This window comes from Streptomyces sp. Y309 (genome assembly GCF_056712025.1).
Window position 1 is genome coordinate 7,207,550 of record NZ_CM160048.1, and the last position, 26,518, is coordinate 7,234,067.

General features: G+C 73.4%; 27 protein-coding genes. 16 read left to right on the forward strand and 11 right to left on the reverse strand.

What is annotated here, in order from left to right; all coding sequences use genetic code 11:
* Positions 1–166: 166 nt before the first annotated feature.
* Together AC0KTA_RS29870 and AC0KTA_RS29875 are read right to left on the reverse strand one after the other, a co-directional pair.
* Positions 167–403 carry a hypothetical protein gene (locus AC0KTA_RS29870; protein ID WP_481051314.1) on the reverse strand — a complete coding sequence of 79 codons (237 nt, stop codon included), beginning with the start codon at positions 401–403 and terminating at the stop codon, positions 167–169.
* Positions 404–415: 12 nt separating this feature from the next.
* Positions 416–1,744, reverse strand: coding sequence for an inorganic phosphate transporter (locus tag AC0KTA_RS29875; protein ID WP_481051315.1), 1,329 nt, complete (start codon positions 1,742–1,744; stop codon positions 416–418).
* Positions 1,745–2,022: 278 nt separating this feature from the next.
* Here AC0KTA_RS29875 and AC0KTA_RS29880 point away from each other — a divergent pair, with 278 nt between their 5' ends.
* The 3 genes from AC0KTA_RS29880 (at position 2,023) to AC0KTA_RS29890 (ending at position 5,845) form a co-directional block, all read left to right on the forward strand.
* Positions 2,023–2,778, forward strand: a complete 756-nt coding sequence (locus AC0KTA_RS29880; protein WP_481051316.1) for a class II aldolase/adducin family protein — start codon at positions 2,023–2,025, stop codon at positions 2,776–2,778.
* A gap of 117 nt (positions 2,779–2,895) precedes the next feature.
* Entirely contained in the window at positions 2,896–4,044 is a 1,149-nt protein-coding gene (locus AC0KTA_RS29885) for an alpha/beta hydrolase family protein (protein WP_481051317.1), read from the forward strand.
* 244 nt (positions 4,045–4,288) lie between these two features.
* Positions 4,289–5,845: a hypothetical protein gene (locus AC0KTA_RS29890; RefSeq protein WP_481056609.1), complete on the forward strand. Its 1,557-nt coding sequence runs from the start codon at positions 4,289–4,291 to the stop codon at positions 5,843–5,845.
* Positions 5,846–5,888: 43 nt separating this feature from the next.
* Here the strand turns inward: AC0KTA_RS29890 and AC0KTA_RS29895 are convergent, their stop codons facing one another.
* Positions 5,889–6,302 carry a VOC family protein gene (locus AC0KTA_RS29895; protein ID WP_481051318.1) on the reverse strand — a complete coding sequence of 138 codons (414 nt, stop codon included), beginning with the start codon at positions 6,300–6,302 and terminating at the stop codon, positions 5,889–5,891.
* 163 nt (positions 6,303–6,465) lie between these two features.
* Positions 6,466–7,353: a KPN_02809 family neutral zinc metallopeptidase gene (gene ypfJ, locus AC0KTA_RS29900; RefSeq protein WP_481051319.1), complete on the reverse strand. Its 888-nt coding sequence runs from the start codon at positions 7,351–7,353 to the stop codon at positions 6,466–6,468.
* A 565-nt stretch (positions 7,354–7,918) separates the two neighbouring features.
* On the opposite strand from ypfJ, the gene AC0KTA_RS29905 reads away from it, so the two are divergent.
* The 4 genes from AC0KTA_RS29905 to AC0KTA_RS29920 all read left to right on the forward strand — a co-directional run bounded on the left by AC0KTA_RS29905 (position 7,919) and on the right by AC0KTA_RS29920 (position 12,475).
* A complete protein-coding gene (locus AC0KTA_RS29905) occupies positions 7,919–8,965 on the forward strand; it encodes a PQQ-binding-like beta-propeller repeat protein (RefSeq protein WP_481051320.1) in 1,047 nt (348 codons plus the stop codon).
* A 213-nt stretch (positions 8,966–9,178) separates the two neighbouring features.
* Positions 9,179–10,777, forward strand: coding sequence for an ABC-F family ATP-binding cassette domain-containing protein (locus AC0KTA_RS29910; RefSeq protein ID WP_481051321.1), 1,599 nt, complete (start codon positions 9,179–9,181; stop codon positions 10,775–10,777).
* Positions 10,778–11,177: 400 nt separating this feature from the next.
* Entirely contained in the window at positions 11,178–11,399 is a 222-nt protein-coding gene (locus AC0KTA_RS29915) for a helix-turn-helix domain-containing protein (protein WP_016645426.1), read from the forward strand.
* 221 nt (positions 11,400–11,620) lie between these two features.
* On the forward strand, positions 11,621–12,475 hold the full coding sequence (locus AC0KTA_RS29920; protein WP_481051322.1) for an enoyl-CoA hydratase/isomerase family protein: 855 nt from the start codon (positions 11,621–11,623) through the stop codon (positions 12,473–12,475).
* A gap of 101 nt (positions 12,476–12,576) precedes the next feature.
* Here AC0KTA_RS29920 and AC0KTA_RS29925 read toward each other — a convergent pair whose 3' ends face one another.
* Positions 12,577–13,407 (reverse strand): nucleopolyhedrovirus P10 family protein, encoded by an 831-nt coding sequence (locus AC0KTA_RS29925; RefSeq protein WP_481051323.1) that lies wholly within the window; start codon positions 13,405–13,407, stop codon positions 12,577–12,579.
* 92 nt (positions 13,408–13,499) lie between these two features.
* Here AC0KTA_RS29925 and AC0KTA_RS29930 point away from each other — a divergent pair, with 92 nt between their 5' ends.
* The 5 genes from AC0KTA_RS29930 to amaP all read left to right on the forward strand — a co-directional run bounded on the left by AC0KTA_RS29930 (position 13,500) and on the right by amaP (position 16,024).
* On the forward strand, positions 13,500–13,985 hold the full coding sequence (locus AC0KTA_RS29930) for an Asp23/Gls24 family envelope stress response protein (RefSeq protein ID WP_481051324.1): 486 nt from the start codon (positions 13,500–13,502) through the stop codon (positions 13,983–13,985).
* Positions 13,986–14,150: 165 nt separating this feature from the next.
* Positions 14,151–14,336: a hypothetical protein gene (locus tag AC0KTA_RS29935; RefSeq protein WP_481051325.1), complete on the forward strand. Its 186-nt coding sequence runs from the start codon at positions 14,151–14,153 to the stop codon at positions 14,334–14,336.
* A 3-nt stretch (positions 14,337–14,339) separates the two neighbouring features.
* Positions 14,340–14,696 carry a hypothetical protein gene (locus AC0KTA_RS29940; protein ID WP_481051326.1) on the forward strand — a complete coding sequence of 119 codons (357 nt, stop codon included), beginning with the start codon at positions 14,340–14,342 and terminating at the stop codon, positions 14,694–14,696.
* Positions 14,693–15,439 carry a DUF6286 domain-containing protein gene (locus tag AC0KTA_RS29945; protein WP_481051327.1) on the forward strand — a complete coding sequence of 249 codons (747 nt, stop codon included), beginning with the start codon at positions 14,693–14,695 and terminating at the stop codon, positions 15,437–15,439. Before AC0KTA_RS29940 ends, AC0KTA_RS29945 begins: the two co-directional genes overlap by 4 nt.
* Positions 15,440–15,445: 6 nt before the next feature.
* Positions 15,446–16,024, forward strand: coding sequence for an alkaline shock response membrane anchor protein AmaP (gene amaP / locus AC0KTA_RS29950; protein ID WP_481051328.1), 579 nt, complete (start codon positions 15,446–15,448; stop codon positions 16,022–16,024).
* Between the two features lie 268 nt (positions 16,025–16,292).
* Here amaP and AC0KTA_RS29955 read toward each other — a convergent pair whose 3' ends face one another.
* The 6 genes from AC0KTA_RS29955 to AC0KTA_RS29980 form a co-directional block, all read right to left on the reverse strand.
* Positions 16,293–17,048 carry an SDR family oxidoreductase gene (locus tag AC0KTA_RS29955; protein WP_481051329.1) on the reverse strand — a complete coding sequence of 252 codons (756 nt, stop codon included), beginning with the start codon at positions 17,046–17,048 and terminating at the stop codon, positions 16,293–16,295.
* Between the two features lie 4 nt (positions 17,049–17,052).
* Positions 17,053–18,843 carry a glycoside hydrolase family 15 protein gene (locus tag AC0KTA_RS29960; protein WP_481051330.1) on the reverse strand — a complete coding sequence of 597 codons (1,791 nt, stop codon included), beginning with the start codon at positions 18,841–18,843 and terminating at the stop codon, positions 17,053–17,055.
* A gap of 190 nt (positions 18,844–19,033) precedes the next feature.
* Complete coding sequence (locus AC0KTA_RS29965; protein ID WP_481051331.1) at positions 19,034–19,834, reverse strand: SURF1 family cytochrome oxidase biogenesis protein; 801 nt, start codon at positions 19,832–19,834, stop codon at positions 19,034–19,036.
* 48 nt (positions 19,835–19,882) lie between these two features.
* Positions 19,883–20,116, reverse strand: coding sequence for a hypothetical protein (locus AC0KTA_RS29970; RefSeq protein WP_481051332.1), 234 nt, complete (start codon positions 20,114–20,116; stop codon positions 19,883–19,885).
* A 64-nt stretch (positions 20,117–20,180) separates the two neighbouring features.
* A complete protein-coding gene (locus tag AC0KTA_RS29975; RefSeq protein ID WP_481051333.1) occupies positions 20,181–21,356 on the reverse strand; it encodes a DEDDh family exonuclease in 1,176 nt (391 codons plus the stop codon).
* Between the two features lie 31 nt (positions 21,357–21,387).
* Positions 21,388–22,143: a TetR/AcrR family transcriptional regulator gene (locus AC0KTA_RS29980; RefSeq protein ID WP_481051334.1), complete on the reverse strand. Its 756-nt coding sequence runs from the start codon at positions 22,141–22,143 to the stop codon at positions 21,388–21,390.
* A 111-nt stretch (positions 22,144–22,254) separates the two neighbouring features.
* On the opposite strand from AC0KTA_RS29980, the gene AC0KTA_RS29985 reads away from it, so the two are divergent.
* Genes AC0KTA_RS29985 through AC0KTA_RS30000 form a run of 4 tightly spaced genes read left to right on the forward strand, consistent with a single transcriptional unit; the run spans position 22,255 to position 26,496 of the window.
* Entirely contained in the window at positions 22,255–23,052 is a 798-nt protein-coding gene (locus tag AC0KTA_RS29985; RefSeq protein ID WP_481051335.1) for an acetoacetate decarboxylase family protein, read from the forward strand.
* A gap of 1 nt (position 23,053) precedes the next feature.
* Positions 23,054–23,938 (forward strand): SDR family NAD(P)-dependent oxidoreductase, encoded by an 885-nt coding sequence (locus AC0KTA_RS29990; RefSeq protein ID WP_481051336.1) that lies wholly within the window; start codon positions 23,054–23,056, stop codon positions 23,936–23,938.
* A gap of 9 nt (positions 23,939–23,947) precedes the next feature.
* The gene (locus AC0KTA_RS29995; RefSeq protein WP_481051337.1) at positions 23,948–25,249 is read left to right on the forward strand and encodes an amidohydrolase family protein; all 1,302 of its coding nucleotides are present in this window, start codon (positions 23,948–23,950) and stop codon (positions 25,247–25,249) included.
* Positions 25,246–26,496 (forward strand): amidohydrolase family protein, encoded by a 1,251-nt coding sequence (locus AC0KTA_RS30000; protein WP_481051338.1) that lies wholly within the window; start codon positions 25,246–25,248, stop codon positions 26,494–26,496. The genes AC0KTA_RS29995 and AC0KTA_RS30000 overlap by 4 nt, the downstream gene beginning before the upstream one ends.
* Positions 26,497–26,518: the final 22 nt, after the last annotated feature.

Genomic DNA, 26,518 nt, shown 5'->3' on the forward strand with positions numbered 1-26,518 from the left:
CTGTTGACCTGCGACGGGAGAGTGTGTGGAGGTACACATGGTGGCCGGTTGGACGGTCGGCCGACAGGGATGCCGAACGCCCTGTGGGCGGCGAACGTTGAGAGAACGTTCGCCGCCCACAGGGCGTTTGACGTGGTGCCGCCGCGTCGGGCGACTTGCCGCCGCGTCAGGCGACGATCAGCGAGATCCCGTACGCCACTGCCCCCGCGCACAGCGCGAAGCACGCGTACGCGCCCACGCGCGCGGGGAGCGCGGCCGTGGCGCCGCCGGCCGCTCGCGCCTCCTTGGCCTGCTCCTGCTTGGAGAGGCCGACGATGCCGAGAGTGAACAGGCCCACGAGGGCGACGGTCACCCCGAGGCTGACTCCGAAGACGGAGCCCAGAGCTGCCCAGTCGATCTTCATGCTGCTTCTTCCTTAGACCGTGGCGGGCCGGGCGGAGTCCGCCACAGCCGTGGCGGGCGCGGCGGACGCGGGCGAGAGGGTCGTCGTCCGGACAGCGGCATCGGCGTCGCCGCCGGCGGTGGTGTCCTCGGCGGCGGCCGGGGCCACCGGACCCGCCGGGGGTGGGGTGACGGCGGCGATGGCGGTGGTCACGACGCCCGCGGGCTCGGCGTCGGCACCGGCGGCACCGGGGGTGCCGATGTTGTCGGCCGTGACGTTCGTGTGGTCGACCGGCTGGCGGCGCGACAGCGACCAGATGACGGCGGAGCCGCCGATCAGGAGCGCGGCCGTGGTGGCGATGCCCCAGGTGCCCTGCTTGGTGAGGAGCTCGGCGCCCGCGCCGACCAGGCCGGCGGCCGGCAGCGTCAGGCCCCACGCCACGAACATCCGCGTCGCCGTGGACCAGCGGACCACGCCGCCCTTGCGGCCGAGGCCCGCGCCCATCACGGCGCCGGAGCAGACCTGGGTGGTGGAGAGCGAGAAGCCGATGTGCGAGGAGGCGAGGATGGCGGTCGCGGCGGACGTCTGCGCGGCGAAGCCCTGCGGCGGGGCCAGTTCGGTGAGGCCCTTGCCCATGGTGCGGATGATCCGCCAGCCGCCGAGGTACGTACCGAGCGCGATGGCGACACCGGCCGAGACGATGACCCACATCGGGGGGTTCGCGCCGGGGTTGAGCACGCCGCCGGTGATGAGGGCCAGCGTGATGATGCCCATGGTCTTCTGCGCGTCGTTCGTGCCGTGGGCGAGCGAGACGAGTCCGGCGGAGGCGATCTGGCCCGCGCGATAGCCCTTCGAGGTGGCCTTCTCGTCGGCGCGGCCACTGATCTTGTACGTCAGCCGGGTCGCGAGCGTCGCGGCGATACCGGCGACGAGCGGGGCGGCCACAGCGGGGAGCAGCACCTTGGTGACGACGGTGCCGCCGTTGACCGACGACCAGCCCATGGACATCACGGCGGCGCCGATGAGGCCGCCGAACAGGGCGTGCGAGGAGCTGGACGGCAGGCCGAGCAGCCAGGTCAGCAGATTCCAGAGGATCGCGCCCACCAGGGCCGCGAATATCACTTCGGTCTTCAGACCGTCTTCGTTGATGATGCCGCCGGAGATCGTCTTGGCGACTTCGACGGAGAGGAACGCTCCGACGAGGTTCAGCACGGCGGACATGGCCACCGCCGTCTTGGGCTTGAGAGCGCCGGTCGAGATGGTCGTCGCCATCGCGTTGGCAGTGTCGTGGAAACCGTTCGTGAAATCGAACACGAGAGCGGTAACGATCACGATCCCGAGGAGAAGCGTGATGTGTTCCATTTACCCAGGCTTCTGTTGGACGTCAGTGGCTCGTGGAACGTAGGCAACCTGAGTGAACGGAAAGTGAACTGGGTTGGGCTGCGCGGTGACTCGAAGTGGGTTGCCGCCAATCCACATCCTTCCGGCATACACCGGCCGGCGCGACGGGGTCTTGGCGGGAGCCCGTAGTGGGCCCGGAATTAGGCCGTCCGGGTCCCCTCCGGCCGGCCCCGGACGAACTGCTTGAGCTGGTCGTTCGACCCGTGGAAGAGATCCTGATCACCTGGCAGGATCTCCGCATGACTGAGCAGCGGCACGACACCACGGCGGGCCCGGGGCGCGAGGCGGTCGCGCGGGCCTGGGACGAGCTGGTCGCGACCGCCCGCAGGACCGTGGCGGACGGCCTGGTCGTCGGCACCTCGGGAAACGTGTCCGTGCGCGTCGGCGACACCGTCCTCGTCACCCCGAGCGGCATCGCCTACGACAAGCTGACGCCCGCGGACGTCCTCGGCGTCGACCTGGCCGGCGGGCCCGTCATCGGCGACCTCGCCCCGACCAGCGAGCTGCCCATGCACCTGGCGGTCTACCGCAGCACGGGCGCCGGCGCCGTCGTCCACACCCACGCCGTGCACGCCACCGCCGTCTCCACCCTCGTACCGGAACTCCCGCCCATCCACTACATGACCGGCGCCCTCGGCGGCCCCGTCCGTGTCGCTCCCTACGCCCTGTACGGCACCGACGAATTGGCCGAGAACATGCTGCACGCCCTGCGCGGCCGCTCGGCCTGCCTGCTGCAGAACCACGGAACGGTCGCCTACGGAGACACGCTCTCCCAGGCCTTCGACCGCACGGCCCAGCTCGAGTGGATGTGCCGCCTGTGGCTCACGGCGACCGCGGTGCCGGGCCACGCGCCGACCATCCTGTCCGCGAGCCAGGTACACGAAGCAAAAGAGAAACTGTCCGGATACGGGCAGGACGTCTCAGCCCGTCGAGGGGGTCCCTCCCTGCTCCTTAAGAGCTTGGGGGAGTTTGAGGACGAGGCCGAAGGCCGATGAGCGGGGGTCAAGGGGGCGGCAGCCCCCTGGTCTCGGGAAGGGGCGGGATGGGGGAAAACCCACCCCACCGGCACCCGCCCACTGGCCACCCCCACCCACCCCGCGGACACTGTTTCCGTGCGCCCAGCCAAAGCGACAGCCGCCGCCGTCACCACCGCCACCGCCGTCCTAGGCGCCACCGCCGCGCTGGCCGTAGCGGCCGGCCGCTACGCCAGCGACGCCGCCCTGAAGGCCCCCGCGGGCCGCCCGCTGCCGACGGAGCCGCGCCTGACCGTGCACTCCACGGCCGCCGGCCAGGTCACCCTCACCCGCGCCCTGGCCTCGCGGCGCCCCGGCCTCTACGGCCTGAGCGGCAACGGCTGCCACGCCGTGGTCGGCCCGGTCCTCGACGCGGCCCCGCACGAGGCCGACTCGGTGGTACGCCGCCTCGAACGCGTCACCCACGGCACCCTGGAACCCGGCGCCCGGGTCTGGCTCACCCCGCAGGTCCACATCGGCGACCCGCACGCGGCGCTCGGCATCGACCACGCCGACATCGACATCCCGGGTGAACTCGGCCCCCTGCCCGCCTGGTTCGTGCCCGGCGCCCGCGACACCTGGGTGATCACCGTGCACGGCCTCGGCACGACGCGCGAACACCCGATGGTCGTCATGGACTTCCTGCGCCACCTGCGGCTGCCGGTGCTCGACCTCGCCTACCGCGGCGACCTGGGCGCGCCCCGCTCGCCGGACGGGCTCGGCCACCTCGGCGAGACCGAGTGGCGCGACCTGGACGCCGCCATCCGCTACGCGGTGCGCTACGGCGCGCGCGACGTCGTCCTGTACGGCTGGTCCACCGGCGCCTCGATGGCCCTGCACGCCGCCGCCCACTCCGGGCTCCGCGACCGCGTCAGAGGCCTGATCCTCGACTCGCCGGTGCTCGACTGGCAGACCACGCTGCGCGCCCTCGCCGCCGCACGCCGCACCCCGGGCCCGCTGCTCCCGCTGGCCGTGCGCGCCGCCCAGGGCCGCACCGGTCTGCGCGGGGGCCGCGCCGCCGCCATCGGCGGCTCCGCCGACCCCGCCGCCCTGAAGGTGCGGACACTCCTCCTGCACGGGCCCGGCGACGCCGTGGCGCCCTGGGGCCTCTCCCGTCAACTGGCCGGAAAACGCCCCGACCTAGTCACCCTGCACACCGTTCCGGATGCGCCCCACGGGGCCATGTGGAACGCCGACCCCACACGGTACGAAGAGGCACTGCGGCGCTTCCTCACCCCCTTGATGTAGCCGATGCGACCGCCTCCTCACCCTTGGGCCTGACGGTCCGCGACCGTCGTGGCGCGCGTGCGCCGGGGCGCCGCCGGGATTCCGTTTGGGTTTTCGGACCACCAGCAGGAAGACTGCTCCCGTGACGTCCCGTATCCCGCGCGACTCCCGGCTCCACCTCGTCCGCACGCCGTCCCCGAAGGCCGAAAGGCGAACGGAGGCGGAGCGCGGCCGACCGCGCAGTCCGCTCGGCGCCCCCGGCGCGGTGACCCAGCGCCGCTCGCGCCGTCCCGCGCCCCCGCCGCCGGAGGGCACGCCCGCGCCCGCCGAGCTGGCCCGCATGGCGCGCGCGGGCCTCGCGGACGCCGTGCGCGTCGCCCGCTGGGCCGACCACGCGCTGCGCCCGGGCACCGGCCCGCTGCGCGGCACCGGCAAGGGCGGCGGCAGCGGCCCGCGGGCCGGCGCCGCGTCGGGCGACACGCAGGGTGCGTCGGGCGGCACGAAGGGTGGGCCGGGCGGCACGAAAGGCGGAAAGCGGCCCCGGGCGGCGGGCACGCCCGCGGACGCCGATGCGGGGGCGGGCCAAGGGACCGGCGGTGCCCTCTCCGACGCCGTCGCCGAACGCGCCGCCGCCGAACTGGACGTGACGGTCCACCAGGTCCGCTCCGACTGGGACACCGCGCGCCTGGCCGGACTCGTCGAGGTGCACGGCTCCGCCGCGCGCCCCGGCTGGCGGCTGCGCGCCTGGGACCGGGACGACGCCGCCGTCCTGCGCGGCTGGGTCGCCCTGTTCGACGCCTGGTCGCTCGTCCACGCGGCCCCCGCCGGACTGCCGCCCGCCACCGTCGCGGAAACCGTCGAGGCCGTCCCTCAGCTCCTCTCCTTCCTCCAGCTGTCGGCGGGCCCCGTGCCTGTGCCGCAGCTCCTCGACCTGCTGGAGCAGCGCGTCCGGGAACTGCGCACCGAACGCTGCGAAATCCCCTACGGACCACAGGCGGAACCCGCCTCCTCGACGGCGCCGCCCGCTGATGCCGCCGCGCCGCCCCCTGAGGTCACCTCGCCGCCCGCCGAAGTCACCGGACCCGACGACTGCGCCGAACCGCCGCTGCCCGCCCTGCTCGACTGGGCCCTGCGCGCCCTGTCCGCCGTGGGCGCCCTCACCTGTGCCGACGGCCAGGCCACGCTGACCCCGCTGGGCAGTTGGGCCGTGTGGGTCAAGCTGGAGCAGATCTGCGTCGCCGCGCAGAGCCCCGCCGGGCACATCGAGCAGTCCGCCGAGGACATGCTCCGCGGCTGCGCCCGCCTGCGGCCCAACGCCGCCCGCGCCGAGTACCGCGCGTGGCTCGCCGCCCGCGACGCCGGGAGCGCCGTCACCGAACTCCTCGACGCCGCCCGCGGCGAGGACGCCCTGCTGCGCGGCCTCGCCTTCGAGGCCCTGCGGGTCGTCGGCGCCCCGGCCGAACCCGACGTGCGCGCCGTCGTCGACGAGACCTCGCTGCGCCCCTACGCCCTGCTGTGGCTCGCCGAGCACGAGGGCACCGACCCCGAGGACGTCCACCTCGTCCTGACGCGGGAGGAGTCCACCTGGCTGTGGGTCGACACCGCGGCCGCCGTGGCCGACCACGGCGAGGCCGAACTCCTCGTACGCCACCTGGAGTCGGCGCCGCAGCCCACCGTGCCCGCGCTGATCGACGAGGTGCGCACCGTCGGGCATCCGCGCACCGTGCAGGTGCTCGTCGCACTCGCCGCGGCGCACCCGGACCCGGCGCTCGCGAAGGCCGTGCGGCGTGCCGCGTTCCAGGTGCACACCGGGGGCATGTGAGCGCCGCGCCCGTCCCGCCCGCGGCGCCGCAGGGCCGGGCGGGTCAGCCGGTTATCTCGGGCGAGTACGTACCGAAGCTCCAGATGTTGCCCTCGGCGTCCCGCGCCATGTAGTCCCGCGAGCCGTAGTCCTGGTCCGTCGGGGGCATCACGATGTCCGCGCCGTGCTCCACGGCGTGCTGGTGGTGGGCGTCGACGTCGTCCACGACGATGTACGTCCCGGTGGGGCCCGCCTTGTCCATGATCTCGGCGAAGAGGCCGCCGCGGCCCTTGGAACCGAGCATCACCGCGCCGTTTCCATAGGCGAGTTCGGCGTGCAGGATCTTGCCGTCCTCGCTCTCGTACACACTCATCTCCGTGAAGCCGAAAGCCTCCGTGAGCTGCTTGATCGCGGCCTTGGCGTCCGCGTACAGCAGCGTCGGGAAGATGCTGGGACGTCCCCTGACAGCGCCTGCCATGCCGATCACTCCTTCGTCCGTGAGTCTGTCTCCGTGAGTCCTGAGTCCGCGTCCGTGAGTCTGCGGAATTTCCGTGCGATGCCTGTGAACGTGACCTGTTCCACAGTCTTGCACCCGGGTCTGACAACGGCCCGCGGGCGCTGGCCGGGCCCTCGCGGCGAGCTCAGCGGAAGGTGTTGCACTGCGCCATGTCGCCGGTGCGAAAGCCCTGGTGGAACCAGTCCTGGCGCTGTTGCGCGGAGCCGTGCGTCCAGGACTCGGGGGTCACGCGGCCCTGGTAGCGCTGCTGGATCCGGTCGTCGCCGACCGCGGCCGCCGCGTCCAGGCCGTCGCGGATGTCGGCGTCCGTGAGCCGGGTGATCAGCGGCCTGCCCGACTCGTCGGGGGTCCGCGTCGCGTTGTGCGCCCATACGCCCGCGTAGCAGTCGGCCTGCAGTTCGACGCGGACGGCGTTGCTGTTCCGGCCCGTGCGGCCGTCCTGGGAGCGGCTGAGGGTGCCCATCAGGTTCTGCACGTGGTGCCCGTACTCGTGCGCCACGACGTACGCCTGCGCGAACGGGCCGCCGCTGGAGCCGAACTTCGTCCGCAGCTCGTCGAAGAACCCGAGGTCCAGATAGACCTTGCGGTCGCCGGGACAGTAGAAGGGCCCGACCGCCGACGACGCGGCGCCGCACGCCGTGCCGACCCGGCCGGTGAAGAACACGGTCGGCGCCGGCGCGTACCGGCCCTGGCGGCGCGGGAACTCCTGGCGCCAGTAGTCCTGGACGCTGTTGACGACCGCCACGGTGCGGCAGTCCTCCCGGGCGTTGGCGTCCTTGCCGGTACGGCAGCTCTGCTGGACCTGGGCGAGCGAGGAGGACGAGGCCGCGGGTTCGTCGCCGCCGTCGGTCAGGCCGAGCTGGTCCGGCCCGACGCCGAAGAACAGCCCCAGGAGCAGCGCGATCAGCCCCGCGATGCCGCCGCCGACGGTCGCCCTGCCGCCGGGGATGCGACTGCCGCGCACATCCTGCACCTCCGAGGTGTCAAGATCCGCGTCGTCGTCGAACTGCATGGGCGCACCACCCTCTGCCTCGCGTGCGAGACCTTCTGCCTCGCGTACGAGAGCTCTGCCTCGCGTGCGGGACCGGCTGCCTTGGGGGCGAGACGGCTTGCCTCGGGGTGAGACATCTGTCTCCGGACGAGACGGCTCTCGCCGGACGAGGCGGCTGCCTCGGGGTGAGGCCGCTGTCCCGGGGTGAGACGGCTGCCTCCGGACGAGGCGGCTGCCTCGGGGTGAGGCCGCTGTCTCGGGGTGAGACGGCTGTCTCCGGACGAGACGGCTGCCTCGGGGACGAGACCACCGTCTCCGGACGAGACCACGGCCTCGGAACGACACCGCCGCCTCGTCCTGCGGGACGACGCTGCGCCGCCCTGCGCGCCGGACATCCGGCCACTTCATCCTGGTACGCCACCCGCCGCTCGGCCCGGACGGAGGTCCGAACGGGCGACGCGGCCGCTCCACCACGCCGTGTCGCGCCCACCCGGGACCCCTCCCCGCGACCCCGCGACTACGCTCTGCGCCTGATCCGTGGCCAGGGGTACCGGTACCGCTGCCGGAGGGAGCGAAGGGGGCGCCCATGACCACCGCACCACCCACGCACGCCGAGACCACGCCGCCGACCCGTGCCGGGTCCGAGCCGCCTGCCCCTGTCGGCTCCGCGACGCCCACCCGTGCCGGGTCCGCGGCGCCCGCGAGGGCCGAGACGGTGCCAACTGTGCGGCCTGAGCCGTCGCCTGCCGAGCCGATCGAGACGGTGCCTGCCGTGCGGGCCGGGGCGACGCCGACCGTCCACGCGGAGACGGCCCCGCCCACCCCTGCCGCCGAGGCGACACCGCGCACCCCCACAGCCCTCAACCCCCCGACCCGCCGTCGAGGGTTCCGCCTCGCGGTCTCCGTCGCCCTCGGCGTCCTCGCCCTGCCGCTCCTCACCGTGGTGCACCACTCGCGGCCGGTGCCCTACGGAGACCGTTTCACTGTCCACGCGCGCGTGGACGACGGTGCGGCCGCGTCGTCGCGGGCCTCGCTGCGTACGACGGGACGGTCGGTCGAGGCGTACGACGCGGTGAGTGGCCGGGTGGAGTGGACGTACGCGCGGGAGGGACGGCGGCCGGTGGGGCTGCTTTCGGCTTCCGGGCATGCCGTCGCGCTCTGGGACGACGGCCTGGTCACCGACACCGCGCGCGGGGGAGTCCGCTGGCACCGCGCCGTCCCGGCGAGCGCCCGTCGGCTCGGCTCGCACGGCGGCGCCGGGGTGCTGCGGCCGCTGGACCCCGGGGCCCGCATGCTCGCCGTCATCACCCCGCACCGCATCGCCGCCTACCGCACGGCCGACGGCGACCTGCGCTGGACGCTGCCCGCGCGCGAGGACTGCGCCTTCGACCCGGCCCGCGCCGTCCGGCGGGGCCACACCCTCCTGGTCGCCCAGCCCTGCCGCGACCGCGCCACGGCGTGGACCGCACAGCTCGTCGCCGTGGACGACCTGGGCCGCGTCACCCCGCGCCGCACCCCCCTCGGCAACGACCTCCCGGGCGCACCCGAGCCGCCCGCCCGGCCCCTGGCCCACGCAAAGCCGAAGCTGAAGCCGGAGCTGAAGCCGAAGTCGAAACCGGAGCCGAAACCGTAATCCCGGGGGAGGGCACTCCCGCCCCTGGGCGGGACCGCCCAGCACCCCCGAGCCGCCCGCGCGGAAAAATGGGTTGCGGCGCCCCGTTAGAATTGCCGCATGGCCATTCTCCTCCTGCATTAGACGGCTGAGCGGCGCGCTCCGCGCGACAGCGCATCGTGCATCGTCCTTGCCTCCCTCCCGCCGTCCTTTTCCCTGTCCAGGAGTCTGACCGTGATCACCGCCTCCGGTATCGAGCTGCGTGCCGGCGCCCGCATCCTCATCGAGAACGCCTCGTTCCGCATCGCCAAGGGCGACCGCATCGGCCTCGTCGGCCGCAACGGCGCGGGCAAGACGACGCTCACCAAGTGCCTGGCGGGCCAGGGCATCCCGGCCGGGGGCACGATCAGCCGCTCCGGAGAGGTCGGTTATCTCCCGCAGGACCCGCGCACCGGCGACCTCGACGTGCTCGCCCGCGACCGCATCCTCTCTGCCCGCGGACTCGACGTACTGATCCGCAAGATGCGCGAGAACGAACAGCGCATCGCCAACGGCCAGGGCTCCACCCGAGAGAAGGCCCTGAAGCAGTACGAGCGCCACGAGACGGAGTTCCTCACCAAGGGCGGATACGCCGCCGAGGCCGAGGCCGCCACCATCGCCGCCGCCCTGAACCTCCCGGACCGCGTGCTCGGCCAGCCCCTGCATACGCTCTCCGGCGGTCAGCGCCGCCGCATCGAGCTGGCCCGGATCCTGTTCTCGGACGCGGACACGCTGCTGCTCGACGAGCCGACGAACCACCTGGACGCCGACTCGATCATCTGGCTGCGGGACTACCTGAAGACGTACCGCGGCGGCTTCATCGTGATCTCCCACGACGTGGACCTCGTCGAGACGGTCGTCAACAAGGTCTTCTACCTGGACGCCAACCGCTCGGCGATCGACGTCTACAACATGGGCTGGAAGCTCTACCAGCAGCAGCGCGAGTCCGACGAGAAGCGCCGCAAGCGCGAGCGGCAGAACGCCGAGAAGAAGGCCGCGGCCCTGCACTCGCAGGCCGACAAGATGCGCGCGAAGGCCACCAAGACGGTCGCCGCGCAGAACATGGCGCGCCGCGCCGACAAGCTCCTCGCGGGCCTCGAAGACGTGCGCCAGAGCGACAAGGTCGCCAAGCTGCGCTTCCCGGAGCCCTCGCCGTGCGGCAAGACGCCGCTCATGGCCGAGGGCCTCTCGAAGTCGTACGGCTCGCTGGAGATCTTCACCGACGTGGACCTCGCGATCGACAAGGGGTCGAGGGTCGTCATCCTCGGCCTCAACGGCGCGGGCAAGACCACCCTCCTGCGCCTCCTCGGCGGCGCCGAGAAGCCCGACACCGGCCAGGTCATAGAGGGCCACGGCCTCAAGCTCGGCTACTACGCCCAGGAGCACGAGACCCTCGACCCGGACCGCACGGTCCTGGAGAACATGCGCTCCGCGGCGCCCGATCTCGACCTGGTCGAGGTGCGCAAGACGCTCGGCTCGTTCCTCTTCTCCGGAGACGACGTCGACAAGCCCGCGGGCGTGCTCTCCGGCGGCGAGAAGACCCGTCTCGCCCTCGCCACGCTCGTCGTCTCCTCGGCCAACGTCCTGCTCCTCGACGAGCCCACCAACAACCTCGACCCCGCGAGCCGCGAGGAGATCCTCGGCGCGCTGCGCACCTACAAGGGCGCCGTCGTCCTCGTCACCCACGACGAGGGCGCCGTCGAGGCGCTCCAGCCGGAGCGGATCATTCTGCTGCCGGACGGCGTCGAGGACCTGTGGGGCGCGGACTACGCGGACCTGGTCGCCCTCGCCTGACGCGCCCGCCGCCCCGGCGGCGGTCGTGTCGGTGGCCGACTGCGGGCGACGCCCAGCGCGCTTGATCGATTGACTGATCCACTGCGTATGGATCATTCGGCCGATCCGTGATCCTTCATCTGCGTGAGTCGTCCTCGTACCGACGTGTGCGATACACGGAGTTCTCCGTCACACGGGACCCGCAGGCCCGTCTTTCCCCGGCACGTCGCTGACCTGCCCCTTCCTTGCAGAACCCATTCGGCGGTACGTGCCGCGAGGTGCGGAATCGTTAATTCCGGTCGTGGTCGCCGCTTGACTCGCGGCCAATCAAGTCGCACGGACCTTGCCGAATGGGTGGCCAGGAGGCCCGGGAGGGGTGATCATGAGAAGTCCAGAGCGCACTTCCCATGAGGAGGCACGGGTGGCCGAGACTCTGAAGAAGGGCAGCCGGGTGACCGGCGCCGCGCGCGACAAGCTCGCGGCAGACCTGAAGAAGAAGTACGACGGCGGTGCGAGCATCCGGGCGTTGGCCGAAGAGACCGGCCGTAGCTATGGGTTCGTCCACCGGATGCTCAGTGAGTCCGGAGTCACGCTGCGGGGACGCGGCGGGGCGACGCGAGGCAAGAAGGCCGCTTCCAGCTAACCGGCGTCTCGCGGCCGTCCGGCTCCGGTGGGCCGGTGTGGCCACCCGGTCGATCGGCTGATCGACCGGGTGGTTACTGTGCAGTCACTTGTGGGCGCGACCCAGCGCCCGCAAGCGGTGCGTCGACATGCGCCGTGCGGACGTGGACCTGCGTCCGCACAAGCGCTGAGCTGCGTCGACGCGCCCGTTGAAGACGACTGCACTCACCACCGGAGGCACTGATGGCTTCGCCCGACAGCGGTTCGAGCGTTTCGAGCGATGCGAGCGGTTCGTCCGCGAGCGGTCCGAGCGCAACGGCACCGGTTCTCGACCAGGACGGCGTACGTCTCACGGTCGACGACGCCGTGGCCACGGTGACACTGACCAACGCGGCCAAGCGCAACGCCCAGTCTCCCGCGCTGTGGCGGGCGTTGACCGAGGCCGGCCGGGCGCTGCCCGGCAGTGTCCGCGTGGTGCTCCTGCGCGGGGAGGGCAAGTCCTTCTCCGCGGGCCTGGACCGGCAGGCCTTCACGCCCGAGGGCTTCGACGGCGAGCCGTCGTTCCTCGACCTGGCGCGCGGCGCGGACGACGTCCTCGACGCGACCATCGCCGAGTACCAGGACGCGTTCACCTGGTGGCGGCGCGGCGACATCGTGTCCATCGCCGCCGTCCAGGGTCATGCGATCGGTGCGGGGTTCCAGCTCGCCCTCGCCTGCGACCTGCGGATCGCCGCCGACGACGCGCAGTTCGCCATGCGCGAGACCAGCCTGGGCCTGGTGCCCGACCTCACCGGCACGCACCCGCTCGTCTCCCTCGTCGGGTACGCCCGCGCCCTGGAGATCTGCGCCACCGGGCGCTTCGTCCAGGCGGCCGAGGCCGAGCGCATCGGCCTCGCCAACCTCGTCGTGCCCGGCGACCAACTCGACGCCGCCGCCCAGGACTTGGCCGCGGCCCTGCTCGCCGCGCCGCGCGACGCGGTCATCGAGACCAAGGCCCTGCTCCAGGGCGTCACGGGCCGTTCGTACGAGGAGCAGCGCCGCGCGGAGAGGGCCGCACAGGCGCGCAGGCTGCGGGACCTCGCGGGGATCGGGGACTGACAAGTTCCCTCGTGCGTACGGAGGTTGGGGCGCCGAAGTGCCTGGCGCCCCGTCAATTACGTACGTCCGTATGCCGGTTGGTGGCGGGTGGCAGGGGCGTGTCAGTCCACGGCCGTGACCAGCACCGCCACCGACGGCCGGTCCGGCAGGGCCTCGGCGACGGCCGCGCGGACCGCGCGGGTCACGTCCAGCGTGCACCGGCGCGCGTCCGCCGCCAGCTCCACGCGGATGTGGCGGCGCGGCAGCGCGTGCGGCGCCGCGTGCTCCTCGATGTGGACGGCACGGCCCAGGCCGCCGAGGGTGCCCGCCATCCGGGTCACACCCGGCACCGCGAGGACGGCCCGCGCCACACGCCCCTCGTCGGACTCGGCGGCCATCGGTTCGTCCGCTGGGTGCGGTTGATCCGGCCGCTCTTCGGGGCGTACGTCGTCTCGCCGCTCTTCGAGGGGTACGTCGCCGGGGACCGGGCCGGCGTCGGGGGCCGCCTCTGTCTGAGCGGCATCCGTGGCTGCCCCGGCATCGTCCCCGTCGAGCAGCCCCGTCACGCGCAGGTCCACCTCCGCCACCACCAGACCGAGCCGCTCGACCGCCGCCGTGCCGAGTGCCGTACGCAGCCGGGATGCGGCCGTGGGCAGGGGTTCGGCCGTGGTGGCCGTGAAGTCCGCGCTGATCCGCAGCGGGCCCGGCGGCAGCGCGCTCGGGGGCGACGGCACCGTGGAGACGTACGCGTCCGGGGCCGGCCGCCCCGCATCCGCGAGGGACACCCGCAGGCCGGTCAGGCGCACCCCGGCCACCCGCTCGGCCGAGCCCCGCAGCACCGTGCGGGCCGCCGACTCCGCGAGCCACGCCCCGTCGCCCGGGCCGCCCAGCGGCAGCACCCGGCCGAGGCCCAGTTGGCGACGTACCGCCGAGGTCCATCCGTCACCCGTCATGGCTCCAGCCTGCCGCATCCCGGGCGCGCCGGTGCGGGGCCGCGCTTAATGTGGATGAAAGAGCAGATCCCCTGCTGAAAAGGACCATCGTGATGACCGACACCGGAGAGCGCACGACGTCCCAGACGCTCGCCAAGGAGTCGCCCGAGGCCCCAGGGAAGGGCGGACCGCAGCGGCGCGGGGGAGGCGACCCCGCGACGCGCGGGCGGACCACCATCGCGGACGGCGTGGTCGAGAAGATCGCCGGGCTCGCCGCGCGCGACGTGGTCGGCGTGCACGCCATGGGCGGCGGGCTCGCCCGGACCTTCGGGGCCGTGCGCGACCGGGTGCCCGGCAGCTCGAAATCCGTCACGCGCGGGGTGAAGGCCGAGGTCGGCGAGGTACAGACGGCTCTCGACCTGGAGATCGTCGTCGACTACGGAGTGTCGATCGCCGATGTCGCCCGGGACGTACGCGAGAACGTCGTCGCCGCGGTCGAGCGCATGACGGGCCTGGAGGTCGTCGAGGTGAACATCGCGGTGAGCGACGTGAAGCTGCCGGACGAGGAGGACGAGGAGCAGCCGGGGCGGCTGCAGTAGCCGCCCGCGCGGGGCCGGACCACGGGCCCGCGCGGCCACCGGGCTCGCACCCGCCGCGAGGCGGCGTCGGCGCGCGGCCTGGGTATGCGTGAAGCAGGAGCCGCCGCGCGGCGGCGGGCGTGGCCGCGGGCGAGCACCGGGTGGGCAGGAGCGAAGGAGCGCACGATGAGCTTTGCCGTGATCGGCATGATCGCCGGAATGGCCCTCGGCTTCGCCGGATACTTCGGCGGGTTCGGGGCCTTCCTGCTGGTGGCCGCGCTTGGCGCCGTCGGCTTCGTCGCCGGGCGGTTCCTGGAGGGGGACCTGGAGCCCGGCGACTTCTTCCGTCCCCGCGGCGACCGGCGGCGATGAGCGGTGGCGGCCGAGGTCGTGGGGCAGGTACCGCCCGGCGAGCGCGGCGCGACCCGGATCGCCGACCGCGTCGTCGCGAAGATCGCCGCGCGCGCGGCGCGTGAGGCGCTGCCCGTGCTGCCCGCCGAGGCGGCGCCGCCGCACGCGACGGTCAGCCTGCGCCACGACACCGCCCGCGTCCGCGTCAGCCTCGAACTGGACTACCCCAGCGACATCGGCCGCCAGTGCGGTGCCGTGCGTCGCCGAGTCGCCGAGCGGGTAAGGGCGTTGGCGGGCATGGAAGTGCCCGAGGTGGCGGTCCAGGTCGAGCGGCTGCACTCGGCGCAGGCGCGGGCTGCGGCGCAGGGGAGGATCCGATGAGCGAGCCCCAGCAGGCCGGCGGGCCGGACCTGACCAAGCCGGACCTGACCAAGGCGGTGCCGGTCATGGAAGCCGCCGGGCCCGAGTCCGAGCCCGAGCTCGGCCAGTCGGCGTCCGCGGCCGCCTATGAGCCGCTGCCCACGCTCAGCGGCGACGACGGCCGCGCGCCCCGCTTCTGGTCGGCGCGGCGCGTGCCGGCCGGGCTGCTCGCCCTGCTGATCCTCGGCGGGGCCGGGCTGCTTCTGTACGACATCGTCGCCGTGCGGGCCGACCACCCCGCGATGCGGTGGCGGCGCGAGCTCGCGCGGGAGCTGGCCGAACGGCCGCTGGAGAACACGGCGGTGCTCGCCGGGGCCGCCGCGGCCGCCGCGATCGGGCTGTGGCTGTTCGTGCTCGCGGTGACCCCCGGGTTGCGCGCCGTGCTGCCGATGCGGCGTACGCACGAGGACGTGCGGGCCGGGCTGCACCGCGGGGCCGCCGCGATGGTGCTGCGGGACCGGGCCATGGACGTGGCGGGGGTGCGGTCGGTACGGGTACGGATGAGCAGGTCCAAGGTCGACGTGCGGGCCGTGTCGCACTTCCGTGAACTCGACGACGTACGCGGCGACTTGGACACGACGCTCGCCGAGACCATCCGTGTCCTCGGACTCGGCAGCCCGCCCGCGCTGTCGGTGCATGTGGCGCGGCCCGGCCGAGTGGGGTCTCCCCTGCTCGAGCGGAGCCGAGAGCTTGGGGAAGGGTGAACGGGCATGCTGCGGACGGTGAACCGCGTACTGCTCGGCCTGATCGGTCTGGTGCTCGTGCTGGTCGGCGGGTCCGTGCTGGCCGTCGGGCTCGGTGCCGAGCCGCCGTCGTGGTGGGTGCAAGACGGCCGTGACGACGTGCTGCTCAGCGACGCCGACCGGGCGCGGTGGCGCGACGACGGCTGGTGGTGGCCGACGGTCATCGGGGTGCTCGCCCTGATCGTGCTGCTCGCCCTGTGGTGGCTGACCGCGCAGCTCCGGCGGCGCCGGCTGGCGGAGGTGCTTGTGGAGACCGGGGACGGGGAAGGGGCGCTGCTGCGGGGGCGGGCGATGGAGAGTGTGCTGGCGAGCGAGGCGTCCGCCCTCGACGGCGTGGAGCGTGCCAGCGTGCGCCTGACCGGGCGGCGCAACGCGCCCGAGGCGCGGGTCGGGCTCCTCCTGGAGGCGGAGGCCGTCCCGGCGGACGCGCTGCGGCGGACCTGCGAGGAGGCGCTCGCGCACGCGCGGGACTCGGCGGGGCTCGAGCGGTTGCCGGCGACGGTGGAGCTGCGGGCGGTTAGGCACCGGGCCGAGCGCGTCAGCTGACCCCGGCCGGGGGCGGAATCTGTCCGCCGCCGCTGCGCGACGGCTCCTCCCACCCGCCCACCCGTTGCTGTGGGGCCCGGCGTCGCCCCACAGGGGCCAGTCGAGGTGGCACTGTCGGGCGGGTGGAGGAAGCTCCGCCTTGGGTGGGCGGGTGGGAGAAGTCCCGCCGCGGTAGCGGCGGGGCCCCAACCGCCCGCAGCCAAGCAGCTCTCGGCAAGAGCAGCTCTCGGCAAGAGCAGCCCTCGGCAAGAGCAGCCCCCAGGAAGGCCTAGAAGCCCCGCCTCGCCCCGCCGTCCACCGCCAGCATCACGCCCGTGATGTACGACGCCGCGGGGGAGAGGGCGAACGCGGCGGTGCGGGCGAATTCCTGGGGGGTGCCGTAGCGGCGGAGGGGGATGCGGGACTCCGCCGCAAGGCGGGCCGCCTCGGGGTCGGCGGCGAGGCCGTCCAGCTCGCGGACGCGGTCGGTGTCCATGCGGCCCGGCAGCAGGCCGAGGACGCGGATGCCGCGCGGTCCCAGCTCGTCGGCGAGGGAGTTGGCGAAGCCCGCGAGGCCGGGGCGCAGGCCGTTGGAGACGGTCAGGCCCGGGATCGGCTCGTACACGGAGCTGGACAGGACGAAAGCGATGACGCCGCCCTCGTCGAGCTCGGCGGCCGCGGTCCGCGCGAGGCGCACGGCACCGAGGAAGACCGACTCGAAGGCCGCCCGCCACTGCTCGTCGGTGTTGTCGGCGACGTAACCGGGCGGCGGCCCGCCGACGCTGATGAGGATGCCGTCGAGGCCCCCGAAGTGCTCGCGCGCGGCCGCGACGAGCCGCTCCGCGGCGTCCGCGTCGGCGTTGTCCGCGGCGACGCCCACCGCGTTCGGGCCGAGCTCCGCGGCCGCGGCGGCGGCCGCCTTCTCGTCCCGTCCGGTCAGGACGACCTTCGCGCCCTCGGCCACGAGCTCACGGGCGGCGGCGTTCCCGAGGCCACGGGTGGCGCCGGTGACGACGTACACACGGTTGTTCAGTCCAAGATCCATGGCCCTATCCTGCCGCGTCGGTCCCGAAGAGGGCGAGGGCCGTACCCGCGAGACCGACATGGCTGAACGCCTGCGGGAAGTTGCCCAACTGGCGCGCGGCCGCCGGATCGTACTCCTCGGAGAGCAGTCCCACGTCGTTGCGGAGCGCGAGCAGCCGCTCGAAGAGTGCGCGGGCCTCCTTGCTGCGGCCCGTCATGTGCAGCGCGTCGGCGAGCCAGAACGAGCAGACGACGAAGGTCCCTTCGGCGCCGGGCAGGCCGTCCACAGTGGTGCCGTCGGAGCTGTAGCGGCGCAGGTGGCCGTCGCCGGTGCCGAGCTCCTCGCGGACGGCGTCGATGGTCCCGACGACGCGCGGATCGTCGGGCGGCAGGAACCCCACGCGCGGGATCAGCAGCAGCGCGGCGTCCAGCTCGGACGAGCCGTACGACTGCGTGAAGGTGTTGCGCTCCGCGTCGTAGCCACGCTCGCAGACCTCCGCGTGGATCTCGTCGCGCAGCCGCCGCCAGCGGTCCGCGTCGCCGGGCAGCCCGGGATCGTCCTCCAGGGCGCGCACGGTGCGGTCGGCGGCGACCCACGCCATCACCTTGGAGTGCACGAAGTGCCGCTGCGGGCCGCGCACCTCCCACAGGCCCTCGTCCTTCCGGTGCCAGTTCCGGCGCAGGAACTCCATCAGCGCGAGCTGGAGCTTCCAGCCGTGCGGGCGGGTGGTGAGGCCCGAGCGGCGGGCCAGCGCGAGCGAGTCCACGACCTCGCCGTACACGTCGAGCTGGCGCTGGCGAACCGCCCGGTTGCCGATCCGCACCGGCGTCGAGCCCTCGTACCCCGGCAGCCACTCCACGTCGTACTCGGGAAGCCGCCGCTCGCCCGCGAGGCCGTACATGATCTGCAGGTCGGCCGGCTTGCCCGCGGCCGCGCGCAGCAGCCAGTCGCGCCACGCCTCGGCCTCCTCCAGATAGCCCGCGGTGAGCAGCGCGCCGAGCGTGAGCGTGGAGTCGCGCAGCCAGCAGTAGCGGTAGTCCCAGTTGCGTACGCCGCCGATCTCCTCCGGCAGGGACGTGGTGGGCGCGGCGACGATGCCGCCGGTCGGGGCGTATGTGAGGGCCTTGAGGGTGATCAGGGAGCGGACCACCGCGTCGCGGTGCGGGCCGTCGTACCGACAGTGGGCCGCCCAGGCCCGCCAGTCCTCGACGCTGTCGGCCAGGGCCCGGTCGGCGTCGATCAGCGGGGGGCGCGGTTCGTGCGAGGGGTGCCAGGTGAGGACGAACGTCACGCGTTCGCCCGCGGCCACGGTGAACTCCGAGTGCGTGGCGAAGTCGCGGCCCCGGGTGCGGACCTCCGGATCGGTGCGCAGCCATACGGAGTCGGGGCCCGCGACCGCCACGTGGTGGCCGTCGGCGCGGCGCATCCACGGCACGACCGAGCCGTAGTCGAAGCGCAGCCGCAGCGTGCTGTGCACGGTCACCTCGCCGGCCAGGCCCTCGACGACGCGTACGAGGTCCGGGGCGCGGTCGCGCTGCGGCATGAAGTCGGTGATCCGCACCGAGCCGTCCGGAGTGTCCCACTCCGTGTCCAGGACCAGGGTGTCCGGGCGGTAGGCGCGGCGGGTGCAGACGTCGGCGTCCTTGGGCGCCATGCGCCAGTGGCCGTGCTCGTCGTCGCCGAGGAGCGCGGCGAAGCAGGCCCCCGAGTCGAAGCGGGGCAGGCACAGCCAGTCCACCGACCCGGTCCGGGAGATCAGGGCGGCGGTCTGGTGGTCGCCGATCAGGGCGTAGTCCTCGATGGGGCGTCGCGGCACGGGTGACGGTTTCCCGGTTCGGGGAGCCGTCAATCGGGGGTGGGGTCGCTTTTGTCCGCGATCGGGGGTGTTTTCGTGCGTGTCCGCGGGACGGTTCGGGATTTCGTGCGTGTCCGCGGGACGGTCCGGGTCTTCGTGCTTGTCCGGGGGACGGTCCGGGTCCTCGTGCTTGTCCGCCGAACGGCCCGCGTCAGGCCGTCGCGGGTGACGCTTCCGCGGGTTCGGCCGGGGCCGCCGCTGCCGCCGCTGCCGCCGCCAGGCGGTCCTTGCGTTCGCGGCGGACCAGGACCACCCAGCCCGCGGGGACCCCTGCGGCGAACAGCCACCACTGCACGGCGTACGCCATGTGCGGTCCGATGCCGCTGTGGTCGGGCTCGTCGAGGAGCTGCGGGGAGTCGGCCCGCGGCGCGGTCTGCTGGATGTAGCCGCCGAGCACCTGCTTGCCCAGGGCGTGGGCCTGCTGGCCGCTGCTGATCAGCATGATCTGGCGGTCGGGCAGGCCGCGTACGTCCTTGATGCCGCTCGCTGCGGACGTCTCGTCCCGCATGAGGCGGCCGGTGACGGTGACTTCGCCGCGGGGCGGGGCGGGGATCTTGGGGAAGGCGGTCTGCGGTCCGTTCGCGGGGATCCAGCCGCGGTTGACGAGCAGGACCTTGCCGTCGTCGAGGACGAAGGGGGTCAGGACGTGGAAGCCGACCTCGTCGTCGGAGTTGGTGCGGCGCCGCACCACGACCTCGTGCTTCGCGTCGTACGTGCCCTTGGCCGTCACCCGGCGGTACACGGCGGAGTCCGGCACCTCACGGCCGGGCGCGGTGAGCCGCTCGGCGGGGACCGGCGGGGCCTCCAGCGCCTTGCCGATCTGCTCGTTGCGCGCCACGCGGTTCTCGTGGCGGTGCAGCTGCCAGAAGCCCAGTTCGATCATCACGGGGATGAGGACGAGACCGATGAGGGTGAGAATCACCCACTGGCGGGTCAACAGGAAGCGGTACACCCCACGACGGTACAACTCGGTCGTGGGGTGTCGGGCAGGGGGTGGGGCTCAGACCTTGTCGACGATCCCCACCTGCCCCTCCGCCCGCGAGCAGTGCGCCCCGCAGTACCAGTGGCCCCCCGCCTCGACGCCCTGCCCGATGATGCGGCAGCGGCAGTGCTCGCAGATCGGCGCCATGCGGTGGATGGCGCAGGCGAAACAGTCGAAGACGTGCACCGCGCCCTGCGCGTGCACTTCGAAGGACATGCCGTAGTCGTTTCCGCAGACCTCGCAACGTGCCATGCGCCACAGGGTGGGACGCGGCGGCGGTGCGGGGCGAGCGGTGGGCGGGCGAGTCGCCCGGCAATCACCCGTCTGACGCCGGGGGCCCGCCGGGACGGGGCACGTCCGTTCGGGCACCGGGGGCGCTGGGGGCACTCGCGGCCCCGTCGGCGCTCGCGGCACCGGCCGCACTCGCGGCGCCGTCCGCCGGAGCCACGTCCTGGAGGAGCTGCCCGAAGGCCGCCTCGTCGATGACCGGGGTGCCGTACGCGCGGGCCTTCGTCGTCTTCGACGTGCCCGAGTCCGGGTCGTTCGTGACGAGGAGGCTCGTCAGCCGGGACACGCTCGTCGCGATGTGCAGGCCGGCCTCGAACGCGCGGTCCTCCAGGAGCTCGCGGTCCACGGAGGTGTCCCCGGAGAAGGCGACGCGCATGCCCTGCTTGAGGGGCTTGCCGTCCTCCCACCGCCCGGGGTTGGGGAAGGGGCAGGCGGGGCGCTTGCGGGAGGCGCGCCAATTCCCCGGCTGGTACGAGGAGTTGGGCGCCCAGGAGCCCGTGCCCTGGCGGCCGACGCGGGCCCCGCCGTCGGACCACTCGGTGAGCGGGCGGCACTCCAGGAGCGGCAGGCGCAGACCCCCGCCGGCCGCCGCGCGCAGGCTCGGCCGGAACGCCTCGGCGAGCACGCGCGCGTCGTCCAGGGCGTGGTGGGCGTGGCGCTGGACGACGCCGAAGTGGGCGGCGAGGGACTCCAGCTTGTGGTTGGGCAGCGGCAGGCCGAGCTCCTTGGAGAGCGCGATGGTGCACAGGCGCTGGCGGACGGGGGCGGTGCGCTCCGCGCGGGCGTACTCCCTGGCGATCATCGACCAGTCGAAGACCGCGTTGTGCGCGACGAGGACGCGGTCCGCGAGGCGGGCGGCGAACTCCTCGGCGATGTCGGCGAAGAGCGGGGCGTCGGCCAGCTTGTCGCTCGTGAGGCCGTGGATCCACACCGGGCCGGGATCGCGCTGCGGGTTGACCAGGGTGTACCAGTGATCCTCGACCTCGCCCGTGGCGTCCAGGCGATAGACCGCGGCCGAGATGATCCGGTCGTCCCTGGACAGGCCGGTGGTCTCGACGTCGACGACCGCGTACCCCGAGGGGTAGGCCGGCGGCCAGGGGGTCCCGGGTCCCGGCGGTGTCGCGTCGGTCGTCCCCGTCCCTGCGGCCGCCGTCGGCGTCGCCGGTCCCTCTGTCAGGGATGCGGTCGTGCGGTCTTCGAGCATGGTCCATGAGGATACGGGCCGCGACTGACAGTCAGTTCCCAGGGCCGGTCGCGGTCGCGTCCGCGTCGACTCCGGCGGCGTCGTCGCGGTGTCCGGCCGTCGCCTCCCCGCCGCGTCCGCTCGCCCTCTCCCCGCCGCGCCCCACCGGCACCTCGCCACCGGCTCCGAGCAGGCCGGACACCAACGCCCGCACCGACAGCGCGAACAGCCGCTCGGCGTCCAGGGGCCGGGCGAGCGCGCGGGCGAGCGCCGGGTCGTGGCCGGCCGTCCGCGCCTCCCACAACTGGTGCTCGTCGGGGCGTTGCACCGGCGCGCGCTCGCGGTTGCGCTCCACCAGGACATGGCCGACGACATGGACCTGGACGGCGCGCACGGCGTCGGCCGCGCGGGCGCCGCGCAGCCCGGCGGCGTGCATCTCGCGGGCCAGGGCCTGCTGTGCGGGCAGGAACATCCGTTCCGTCAGGCCGCGTTCGTGGACCATCGCGACGAGGTGCGGGTGGTCGCGCAGCTGGCGGCGCAGGGCGCGCGCGACGGAGGCCACGCGCCGGGCGGGGGTGCGGCCCGCCGGGCGGATCTCGCCGAGGTCGGCGACGGTGCGCTCGACGAGGGCGTCGAGGAGCGACTCGCGGTTGCCGACGTGCCAGTAGATCGAGGTGACGGCCGTGCCGAGCTCGGCGGCGAGCTTGCGCATGGTCAGGGCGGCGGGGCCGTGCTGCTTGACGAGGTCCGCCGCGGCGGCGAGGACCCGTTCGCGATCCAGGGTGGTGCGCGTCCCTTTACCCTTCACGGCTCCTGTTGTAACTGTGTTACAGAACGCCCGCAAGTACCTGGCAGTTCCGTCCAGTTCCGGTCAGCTCTGTTCAGTCCGACCGGTTCCTTCGGCGAAGGGTGGTACGGCATGGCACGCGTACGTTATGGCGCGCGCACCGAGGCGGAGATCGTCGCGACGCGCACCGCGAGCAGCAAGCTCCCCGACATCTGGTCCACGGGTGTGGTCGCCGTGTGGGAGAGCGACCCGGACGTGGTGGCGGCTGTCCTGCCGCCGCCCCTGAAGCCCACGGCACGCCCCCTGGTGCGGGCCAACATCAGCAAGGTCGACCTTGCCGGTTATCCCCTGGGGGCGGGCTCGGTGGCCGTCGCCGCGGAGCACGGCGGGGTGGCGGGCTGGTATCCGCTGGTGATGCCGATGACGCACGAGCGGGCTCTGACCGGCGGCCGTGAGGTCTTCGGGGAGCCGAAGAAGCTGGGCGAGGTCACCGTGGAGCGGGACGGCCTGGTGGTGCGGGCCGCCATGGCCCGGCACGGCATCGCGTTCGTGGAGGTGCGCGGGGCCGTCAGTGGTGCTCTGCCGCTGCCGGAGCCCGCGCAGCGGACCGACTTCTACTTCAAGTTCCTTCCCGGGGTGGACGGTTCGGGCTTCGACGCGGATCCGGTGCTCGTGCACTGCGTACGCAATGAGCGGGTCCGCAAGCTGGAGAGCGTCACCGGGGACGTGGTGCTTCGGGAGTCGATGTACGACCCGGTCGCGGACCTGCCCGTACGCCGTCTGGTGGAGATCACCATCGGCGAGAAGACCAGCGACCAGCGCGGCCGGGTGGTGGAGCGGGTGAGCGCGCAGGCGCTGCTCCCGTACATCCACCAGCGCTACGACGACCCGCGGCAGGTCCTCGACGGGCCGCCCGAGGGGAGCGTCTGAGATGGAGCTGCGCGCGGGACAGGTCGCCGTCGTCACCGGCGCCGCGAGCGGCATCGGGCTCGCGCTCGCGCGCCGGTTCGCGGCGGACGGCCTGGCGGTGGTGCTCGCCGACGTCGAGGAGGGCGCCCTGGAGAAGGCGGCGGCCGGGCTGCGCGCGGACGGGGCGGCGGTGCACGCGCGCGTGGTCGACGTCGGCGTGCGCGAGCAGGTCTTCGCGCTCGCCGACGACGCGTACGACAGGTTCGGCGCCGTCCACGTCCTGTGCAACAACGCCGGGGTCGGCTCCGGCGCCGAGGGCCGGATGTGGGAGCACGAGCCGAACGACTGGCGGTGGGCCTTCGAAGTCAACGTGTGGGGTGTCTTCCACGGCATCCAGGCGTTCGTGCCGCGGATGCTCGCGGGCGGCGAGGAGGGCCACGTCGTCAACACCTCGTCCGGGGACGGCGGCATCGCCCCGCTGCCCACCGCTTCCGTGTACGCGGTCACCAAGGCGGCCGTCGTGACGATGACGGAGTCGCTGTACGCGCATCTGCGGGCGGAGCACGCGCGCGTGGGCGCCTCCGTGCTGTTCCCGGGCCCCCACATGCTGCGCACCGGCCTGTGGGAGTCGCACCGCAACCGCCCCGAGCGGTACGCCAAGTCCCGCCCCCGCAGGACGCCCTACCGCAGCCTCGGCCAATGGGAGGCGGCCATGCGGGAGGCCGGGCACGAGGTGGCCTTCACCCCGGTCGAGGAGGTCGCCGAGCACGTCGTGGACGGTATCCGCGCCGACCGCTTCTGGATGCTCCCCGACAGCGAGCACAGCGACCGGCAGATCCGCGCGCGCTCCCGCTCGATGCTGGAGCGCGCCAACCCGTCGTACCTCGAAAGCTTCATCCTGGATTGAGAGTTGACGATGACGGCTCAGCACGACACGGCTCAGCACGACCCGTACGTGATCATCTCCTCCGACTGCCATGCCGGCCTGCCCACCGAGGAGTACCGGCCCTATCTGGACGCCCGGTTCCACCGGGACTTCGACGACTTCCTCGCCGGGCGCGAGCGGCGCCGCGAGGAGATGACCCGGCTCGGCATCCGCAACGAGGCCTTCGCCGCCAAGTGGTTCAGCGACAACGAGGAGGGCCTGAAGGGCGGCTGGGACGCCGGGCAGCGGCTGAAGGAACTGGACGGCGACGGGGTGGCGGCCGAGGTCGTCTTCCCGGACGCCGACGCCGTGGACTCTCAGACGGCCGCCCCCTTCGGAGTGGGACTCGGCCTCTCCGGAGACCAGGATCCCGAGCTCGGCATGGCGGGCGCGCAGGCGCACAACCGGTGGCTCGCCGACTTCGTGTCCCAGCATCCCGAACGGCACTGCGGTGTCGCCCTGTTGCCCGTCACCGGGGACGTCGACCGGGTCGTCGCGGAGGTGCACCGCGCCAAGGAGTCGGGCCTCGGTGCCCTGATGATCCCCTCCATGTGGGTCGACAAGGCGCCCTACCACGACCGGCGTTACGACCCCGTGTGGGCCGCGGCCGCCGAGTGCGCGATGCCCGTGCTCACGCACTCCGGGGCGGCGCCCCGCGAGGAGTACGGCGACCATCTCGGGATCTACGTCTCCGAAGTGACGTGGTGGCCCGCACGCCCTCTGTGGTTCCTGCTGTGGTCCGGGGTCTTCGAGCGGCACCCGGGGCTGAAATTCGGTGTCGCGGAGTCGGGCTGCTGGTGGCTGCCGAACCTGCTGTGGTTCATGGACCGCCTCTACCTGGGCGCGCACGGCGGCAAGAAGCTGTCGCCGTTCGCCGAGCTGAAGCGCCCGCCGCACGAGTACCTGGACCGGCAGATCTTCGTCTGCGCGACCAACACCAAGCGCCGTGAGCTGGCCCAGCGCTACGAGATCGGCGTCGACAACATCCTGTGGGGCAGTGACTTCCCGCACCCCGAGGGCACTTGGCCCGACACGCGCGCGTGGCTCGCGAAAGCCTTCCACGACATCCCCGTGGCGGAGACCCGCCGCATGCTGGGCCTGGCCGCCGCCGAGGTCTTCGGCTTCGACGTGGCGCAGCTGACCTCGCTGGCCCGCCGCATCGGCCCAACCCCCGTCGAACTCGGCCAGGCGGACGACCAGGAGGCTGTGGAGGCGTCCTGGGCGCGCTCGCGCGAGGTGGGCCGCCACTGGCTGACCGACCACGACTTCCCGACGCTCGGGGTGACCCCATGACGTACCCAAGGACCTACGCGGCGACCGACCGCTACACCGTCATCTCCGCCGACTGCCACGCCGGCGCCGACCTGCTCGACTACAAGCCGTACCTGGAGAAGCGCCACCACGACGCCTTCGACGCCTGGGCGGCCACCTACGTCAATCCGTACGAGGACCTGCTCGCCGACACCGCCGACCGCAACTGGAATTCGGACCGCCGCGTCGCCGAACTGGAGGCGGACGGCATCGTCGCCGAGGTCGTCTTCCCGAACACCATCCCGCCGTTCTTCCCGTCGGCGTCCCTGATGGCCCCGGCGCCGACCCGCGAGGAGTACGAGCAGCGCTGGGCGGGCCTGCGCGCGCACAACCGCTGGCTCGCCGACTTCTGCGCGGCGGCGCCCGGACGCAGGGCGGGCGTCTTCCAGATCCTCCTCAACGACGTCGACGAGGCCGTCGAGGAGATCCGCCGGTCGGTCGGCGCGGGGCTCACCGGCGGGGTGCTCATCCCCGGTACGCCGCCGGGGTCGGGGCTGCCCGAGCTGTACTCGCAGACGTACGATCCGCTCTGGGCCGTCTGCGCGGAGCTGGGCGTGCCGGTGAACCACCACGCCGGTTCGGCCTCGCCGCCGCTCGGCGAAGAGCCCGCCGCGCGCGCGGTGTTCATGGTGGAGACGACGTGGTTCTCGCACCGGGCGCTGTGGCACCTGATGTTCGGCGGCGCGTTCCGGCGCCACCCGGAGCTGAAGCTGGTCCTCACCGAGCAGGGCTCCGGCTGGATCCCGGGCGTGCTCGCCATGCTGGACTACTACCACGGCCGGCTCGTCGCGGCCGTCTCGCGCCGGGACACCGCCGAGTCCAAGTTCGGCGCCGGTCTCGCCGAGGCCATGGGCAAGGGACCCTCCGAGGTGTGGCGGGACAACTGCTACGTGGGCGCCAGCTTCATGCGACCGCACGAGGCGGCCCTGCGCGACCGCGTGGGCCTCGACAAGATCATGTGGGGCAGCGACTACCCGCACGACGAGGGCACCCACCCCTACTCGCGCGAGGGCCTGCGCACCGCCTACGCGGGCCTGCCCGCGGCCGAGGTCGCGGCGATGGTGGGCGGCAACGCGGCCCGGGTGTACGGGTTCGACCTGCGGCGCCTGGACGCGATCGCGGCGCGGGTGGGGCCCACCGTCGGGGAGATCGCCGAACCCCTGAAGGAACCGCCGGCCGGGGCGACGAGCCCGGTGTTCGCGCCGGGGGGAGGGGCGCGGGTGTGGTGACCGGGGCGGCCGGGGTGGCTGG

Bases quoted from the DNA above. Each gene is read 5' to 3' on its own strand.
- AC0KTA_RS29870 (WP_481051314.1), bottom strand. From the start codon at position 403: ATGAAGATCGACTGGGCAGCTCTGGGCTCCGTCTTCGGAGTCAGCCTC.
- AC0KTA_RS29875 (WP_481051315.1), bottom strand. From the start codon at position 1,744: ATGGAACACATCACGCTTCTCCTCGGGATCGTGATCGTTACCGCTCTC.
- AC0KTA_RS29880 (WP_481051316.1), top strand. From the start codon at position 2,023: ATGACTGAGCAGCGGCACGACACCACGGCGGGCCCGGGGCGCGAGGCG.
- AC0KTA_RS29895 (WP_481051318.1), bottom strand. From the start codon at position 6,302: ATGGCAGGCGCTGTCAGGGGACGTCCCAGCATCTTCCCGACGCTGCTG.
- ypfJ (WP_481051319.1), bottom strand. From the start codon at position 7,353: ATGCAGTTCGACGACGACGCGGATCTTGACACCTCGGAGGTGCAGGAT.
- AC0KTA_RS29905 (WP_481051320.1), top strand. From the start codon at position 7,919: ATGACCACCGCACCACCCACGCACGCCGAGACCACGCCGCCGACCCGT.
- AC0KTA_RS29920 (WP_481051322.1), top strand. From the start codon at position 11,621: ATGGCTTCGCCCGACAGCGGTTCGAGCGTTTCGAGCGATGCGAGCGGT.
- AC0KTA_RS29925 (WP_481051323.1), bottom strand. From the start codon at position 13,407: ATGACGGGTGACGGATGGACCTCGGCGGTACGTCGCCAACTGGGCCTC.
- AC0KTA_RS29930 (WP_481051324.1), top strand. From the start codon at position 13,500: ATGACCGACACCGGAGAGCGCACGACGTCCCAGACGCTCGCCAAGGAG.
- AC0KTA_RS29935 (WP_481051325.1), top strand. From the start codon at position 14,151: ATGAGCTTTGCCGTGATCGGCATGATCGCCGGAATGGCCCTCGGCTTC.
- AC0KTA_RS29945 (WP_481051327.1), top strand. From the start codon at position 14,693: ATGAGCGAGCCCCAGCAGGCCGGCGGGCCGGACCTGACCAAGCCGGAC.
- amaP (WP_481051328.1), top strand. From the start codon at position 15,446: ATGCTGCGGACGGTGAACCGCGTACTGCTCGGCCTGATCGGTCTGGTG.
- AC0KTA_RS29955 (WP_481051329.1), bottom strand. From the start codon at position 17,048: ATGGATCTTGGACTGAACAACCGTGTGTACGTCGTCACCGGCGCCACC.
- AC0KTA_RS29970 (WP_481051332.1), bottom strand. From the start codon at position 20,116: ATGGCACGTTGCGAGGTCTGCGGAAACGACTACGGCATGTCCTTCGAA.
- AC0KTA_RS29975 (WP_481051333.1), bottom strand. From the start codon at position 21,356: ATGCTCGAAGACCGCACGACCGCATCCCTGACAGAGGGACCGGCGACG.
- AC0KTA_RS29985 (WP_481051335.1), top strand. From the start codon at position 22,255: ATGGCACGCGTACGTTATGGCGCGCGCACCGAGGCGGAGATCGTCGCG.
- AC0KTA_RS29990 (WP_481051336.1), top strand. From the start codon at position 23,054: ATGGAGCTGCGCGCGGGACAGGTCGCCGTCGTCACCGGCGCCGCGAGC.
- AC0KTA_RS29995 (WP_481051337.1), top strand. From the start codon at position 23,948: ATGACGGCTCAGCACGACACGGCTCAGCACGACCCGTACGTGATCATC.
- AC0KTA_RS30000 (WP_481051338.1), top strand. From the start codon at position 25,246: ATGACGTACCCAAGGACCTACGCGGCGACCGACCGCTACACCGTCATC.